Genomic DNA, 5334 nt, shown 5'->3' on the forward strand with positions numbered 1-5334 from the left:
TGGATCTTATCAAGAGTAAACTACTAAAAATCCATTATCATCAATACTTCTACTTTAAGGACATATGTTTAACGCATTAAATCAAACGGAAGAATACAAGGTAGTTGTTAGATGACAATTGATTAGAGTAAATAAAAATGTACCTCAAAAAAACCTGACTCCTCTCTACATTTTATCGAGGAATTAGGCTTTTGGTCTGCAACAATCGCGCCCGTTTGATGAACAGAGAAGATACTGATATAAGAAGCGTTCCAATCATTGGAACGCTTTAATTAACTTGGGACTGATACATAAGTTGAATAATATTATCTTCTTGTATTGTATCTCGGGCTACTTTGTTTTTTTGTGTCTTTTTACAGTTTAAGCATTGATGTATAATCTGGTAACCTTTTTTTGCTGAGTAATCTAAACCTATTGGTTTCATCATTCCCCTGCATTTACTTAATCGATCACCAGGTTTGTCGTCTAGATGCTTTGAGTACAGACAAAATGGACAGTGGTTTCGATAACTGCCATTTGTTAATGGTTGAATTTCCTTGCGGCACTTCTCGCAAATAAAAGATGTGTTTTCTTGTTTTCTACTCATTTGCTTTCCTCCAAGATGAATTTTCCATCTACGGAGAAAAGGGTTCCGTTTTTTTTCCTGCGCTCAGCAGTTCCAGGCTTTGAATAAGAGTGACCTATTCACCGTTCTACTTTATAAAACGATTACTTCTAGTTCCAGCTTCACAAAGGCATATTTAATCCTCTGATCCGAACCACGGTTGATTTTATGTATTTGTATCAACCACTGTGATGCAGCAAGCGCCACATCCCACTAGTACGTGTCATTATTCATCACTGGCATTGGCACCGTCCCCTAAAAAGCAATAGTTATTAAGGATCGCATTAACATAAGACTCACTTCCGAAATCTATAAAATTCTTGTTATTATCGTGAAGAGAATAAATTAATTTGGTTACGAAAGATTAAAGGCTTTTTTCAAAGCAAACACATTGGTGAATACGCTTATTGTTAAATTGCTCTATGTCGTCTCCAACATAATGTGCAAAGGTATTTACCAAATAAAGCTTGGGGGTTTCACTCTTGATTTGATGATTCATTTCATCACCTTCAAAGTAAATATGATAATAAGAATCCACATTTTTAAAATGCATTTTCTCGTACCAATTTTGCACCCAAAGATCATCTCTTGTCCATGCTTCCAAACGATTTAATCCGATAGCTTTCGCCTTATTTACAGCAGTATCTAATAACTGTTTTCCTATTCCTTGGCGAGAAAAGTCAGGATGGACGGCTATATGCCAAATCATACCACCTAGCCCTTCTCCTCTTGAACAGACCGTGCGCTCTTCTTTTTCGTATTCAACATCAATAAGACCCACGATTTGCCCTTCCATCTCAGCGACGAGTTCAATAGTAGGATTTTCATACGACTCTTTCCGTTTTAAAACGTTATCAAAATATGCAGTCTCTATAAAAGCGAGAACTCTGCATCTTACCCAACCTATCTCATCCTTGGGCTCATAGTCTCTAATAATCATTATTTTCCTCCTGATTTTAGGGACCACGTAGTTTTTAGGGCGTTTAGACGCTCATCCCTTATTTTAATTTCACCCCGTAAATCTTCTTCATCGTTTTCATAAACAACTCCCCCTTTCAGTAGTTATAATTTAAATTTACCAAAATCTTTATGATTCGACAATATAGCCCGTTTGTTGAAGTTCGATCTCGTAAATTATACTTTATATGTTTATTTTAACACATACCCATAGTGAAGATTCACGCTAATCCGAACGCCATATTAGTTCTAAGATGTACAATAACTCTAAAACAGCTTGCCATGTAATTTTTGAACCTGATCCTTTAATTGTTCGTTCTCTTCTTCTAGTGACTTTATACGGCTTTTTAAGGTCTTTATTAATACATCCTCTGAACGGAGACTTTTACTTGGTTTACGAGGGGCTACTTCACTTATTTGCATCCCTCTTAAGGTCTCCACCCTAGTTCTGATGCCTTTTTGTTTATAAAGCCATGACTTTGAAACATTTGCTTTTTGTGCAACAGAATTAAAATTAACCTTCTCTTTTTTCAATGCCATCTCTGAAATTGTCTTTTCAACCCTAATTCTTGTGTTCTCCGACTTTTCTTTTGATAGTTGAATTATGGCAGTTGTGTTACTCTTTCTAGTCATCTTAATTCGTCTCCTTTAACGAATGAATAATCTGCTCTAATCTAATCTTAACACGTTCGTTAGTTTCAACCTGACGCTGCCATTGGTTCTGTTTAGCCCTATTCAGTAATTCCTTCGTTCGTTTTAAGTGTTCCTCATGTTCATTTAGAAATTGTTTACTTGTACAAAAATTCGTACAATCTAAACAAGCATTTGCGTGTGGACAAGGTCCAGCAATTACTGGTAAACGACAGTAACCGTTAGGAAGTGCCTGTGCATTGATATTCTTTTTAAACCATTGAAGATCTGTGCTGTCTGCTTCAGTATTTTCCTCACTTAAATCCAGAATGTCACCGTTATTCGTTACTAAGGTTTCCTTGAATTTCGTAAATTCCTTCTTAAGAGTTTCATCAAAAATATGTGCATATCTCGCCGTCATTTCCGGTGATTCGTGACCCAAGAATTTCTGGACAATATGCTGTGGCACTCCGTTATTTATCATTCTTGTACCAACTGTATGCCGAAAGGCATGAGCATGAAACCGAAAGATTTCTCCTTTGCTGTCCGTTATCTTTTCTTCATAAGCTAATTCATTTAATTTAACCCTAAAGGTATCCTGCTTCAATGGCGAGCCGTCTTTTCGGGGAAATACATATACACATCCATCATCGAGTTCAGCAGCCACTCTTTGCTCTTGAACTAATATCAATGCAGCAATTTCTTTTGAAATAGGAATGATATGCTCTTTCTTCATTTTCCATTGATAATACTTTAAAAAACAATCCCCTTCTTTATCAGTTATGACGCTTCCTTTTTTCAATGTACAAAGTTCACTGATTCGCATTCCACATTCTTGAAGCACCATGATCATTGTGGCAATATAAGGTTCCAATTTATCTAATTTCCTATTTAATTGTTCGAGTATGTGTTCATCAATATAACGTGGTAGTGCCTTCGGCACTTTAGGGTAATCTTCTTGAAAGATAAGGATTTTAGAAGGTGTATCCTTCCAGTCATATCTTTGAATTGTAGTGAAAAAAACGTCTAAAGTAGATATTCTTCCAGTTATAGTGCTGGGTTTTAAACCTTTTAAATTTAGAAAATTAAAATATTGCTCAATTTCATTTCTAGTTAATTGATGAATTCTTTGTATATCTTCACAATTTTTGTTCATGAAATTAAAAAACTCTTTTAATTTTGAAGCTATATCTACTACGTGAGAAAAGCTGGCTGTGTTTAACATTAGTTTACAATATCGCTTAACTATTTCTTTAAAATAATTATTTTCAAACCCCTTAAAGTTAATCGTATATTCGTAGGATGTTGGGTTTACCTTATCTTCCGGTAATGATAATTTTCTTCGATTCCAAACATCTTTTTCCCATTCTTCACCATCAAAATAGAAGTCCTCATAGAATTCCATAAATTGCTTAAGATGAGTAACGTAATAGGAATTCGCATGTACAGAAATTTTCTGCTGATTTACATCAAGTTTGTAATTAGTAGTAGTAGTTTTTACTTTTTGTTCCGTTAAGTAGGTTCGGTATTCAGTCAAAGCTTTTTTTATAGGCACTTCAGTTATCGATGTAATATTAGGATATTTTAAATTTAAAAATCCCATCATCCGGCTTATCACTGTTCCCTTTCTAATCCAAACGGATTTTGCATTCCAAGCTCCATTATTCAAGTGAAGGTAATAAAAATATTTTAATTCTGTTTTCAACCAGACATTTTCCACCTTATCAAAATTTACCCAACGATTTCTCAGTGACGGATTCTTACTTAACTCAATTGCACTAGGATGTGGACAAATTCTTATATCCCACCTATCTGATGCCCAATATCCTTTTAAAACACTTGTCATATTGGCTATTTTTTTATTAATCTCAGTACTAGCGATAAGTTTTCGGTTGGTTGCTACACTTGGAAATTTCATTGTCATGTTTCTCTCCCTTGAAGATACTTTTTATATTCATTTTTCATATCTTGATCTGAAAGATGAACATACGTATCAAGTGTTGTTTGTACATGGGCATGCCCTAATCTTTTTTGTACATATGCAGCATCCCATCCACTTCTAATAAGCTCTGTGGCATGCGTATGACGTAATATATGGGCAGTGAAAGTAATCCCTGTCCGTTTTCCTAGCCTTCTCACTAGGTCTAATACACTTTGATATTTCAGTGGCCGGCCAAAATAAGAATCTTTAAGATTAATAAATATATAATCATGATCTAAATCTTCCCCATATTCATACACTAAGTAATCGATATATAATGCCATTAATTCCTTGCTTACATCAATAGTTCTTTCTTTTTTAAGTTTAATATAAGCTCCATTTTCATTGCGATCTCTTGGCCTGATTTTAATCTGGTTATCCCATGTTGAAATATCTTCAATACGAAGAGATAATGCTTCTCCTATTCGAAGTCCCCCTTCATACATAAGCATAATAAGTAACTTATCTCTTTTGGTATGACATGCCTCAATTATTGCTTTGACTTGTCCACGTTCTAATACTTGTACAAGTTTCGTTTTGACCCTAAGCTTTAAAATATTTTTTTTATAGGATTTGCCTTTAGTAATATGGTGAAGAAACCCCTTAAAGTTTCTTCCTCTTGCTTCTTTAGACATATCTATAGCTTTAAAATTTTCTGTGCGATTTAAATATTCTAAGAAACTAGTTACAGCGTTAAGTATGGAATTAACTGATGTTTCCTCTCTTTTAGCCTTCTTTGGTTGTATATCTATTACCTTTAAATGCCCTGTTGGATTTCTTAACCATCCTACAAAGTTTGCCAAATCCTCAAATTGTAAATCTCCTAATTCGATTCCACTTTGGCTCATAAATTCATAAAACAGCTTGAGATGATAACAATATGTTTTAATGGTATTTGGAGCTTTGCCCGTATTATCCAAGTACTTTATAAATCTCTTAACTGGTTCTATCACTTCAAATTCTTCATCCAGCAATATGTATAACGGATATGGTTTTTCCTCCACAATCACTTTCTGAACTTTCATCTTTCCACCACCCTTAAATACTTTAACTACTATGAATAATACCCTTATATATTTAATAGTTAAAGCAATGAAATTAAAAAATCCTAAACTTTGAATACTTAGAGTACTCTAGTTTAGGATACTATGTTTAATGGATC

5 protein-coding genes and 1 other annotated feature are annotated in these 5334 nt (G+C 34.3%); all 5 genes read right to left on the reverse strand.

Annotated elements, in window-relative coordinates:
* Window positions 1-268: 268 nt before the first annotated feature.
* Window positions 269-586: an RNHCP domain-containing protein gene (locus ACZ2V4_RS11475; protein WP_490514925.1), complete on the reverse strand. Its 318-nt coding sequence runs from the start codon at window positions 584-586 to the stop codon at window positions 269-271.
* A gap of 80 nt (window positions 587-666) precedes the next feature.
* Window positions 667-840: a sequence feature (16S ribosomal RNA rRNA prediction is too short), on the reverse strand.
* A 128-nt stretch (window positions 841-968) separates the two neighbouring features.
* Entirely contained in the window at window positions 969-1544 is a 576-nt protein-coding gene (locus ACZ2V4_RS11480; RefSeq protein ID WP_490514926.1) for a GNAT family N-acetyltransferase, read from the reverse strand.
* Between the two features lie 284 nt (window positions 1545-1828).
* Window positions 1829-2194: a DUF6262 family protein gene (locus tag ACZ2V4_RS11485; protein WP_490514927.1), complete on the reverse strand. Its 366-nt coding sequence runs from the start codon at window positions 2192-2194 to the stop codon at window positions 1829-1831.
* 1 nt (window position 2195) lies between these two features.
* Complete coding sequence (locus ACZ2V4_RS11490; RefSeq protein WP_490514929.1) at window positions 2196-4109, reverse strand: tyrosine-type recombinase/integrase; 1914 nt, start codon at window positions 4107-4109, stop codon at window positions 2196-2198.
* A gap of 2 nt (window positions 4110-4111) precedes the next feature.
* Window positions 4112-5197, reverse strand: coding sequence for a phage lytic cycle repressor MrpR family protein (locus tag ACZ2V4_RS11495; protein ID WP_490514928.1), 1086 nt, complete (start codon window positions 5195-5197; stop codon window positions 4112-4114).
* Between the last annotated feature and the right edge of the window lie 137 nt (window positions 5198-5334).

The organism is Macrococcus sp. CoH-51_TC_04 (assembly GCF_058188655.1).

Coding starts and splice junctions, on each gene's coding strand:
- ACZ2V4_RS11475 (WP_490514925.1), bottom strand. CDS start 586: ATGAGTAGAAAACAAGAAAACACATCTTTTATTTGCGAGAAGTGCCGC.
- ACZ2V4_RS11480 (WP_490514926.1), bottom strand. CDS start 1,544: ATGATTATTAGAGACTATGAGCCCAAGGATGAGATAGGTTGGGTAAGA.
- ACZ2V4_RS11485 (WP_490514927.1), bottom strand. CDS start 2,194: ATGACTAGAAAGAGTAACACAACTGCCATAATTCAACTATCAAAAGAA.
- ACZ2V4_RS11490 (WP_490514929.1), bottom strand. CDS start 4,109: ATGAAATTTCCAAGTGTAGCAACCAACCGAAAACTTATCGCTAGTACT.
- ACZ2V4_RS11495 (WP_490514928.1), bottom strand. CDS start 5,197: ATGAAAGTTCAGAAAGTGATTGTGGAGGAAAAACCATATCCGTTATAC.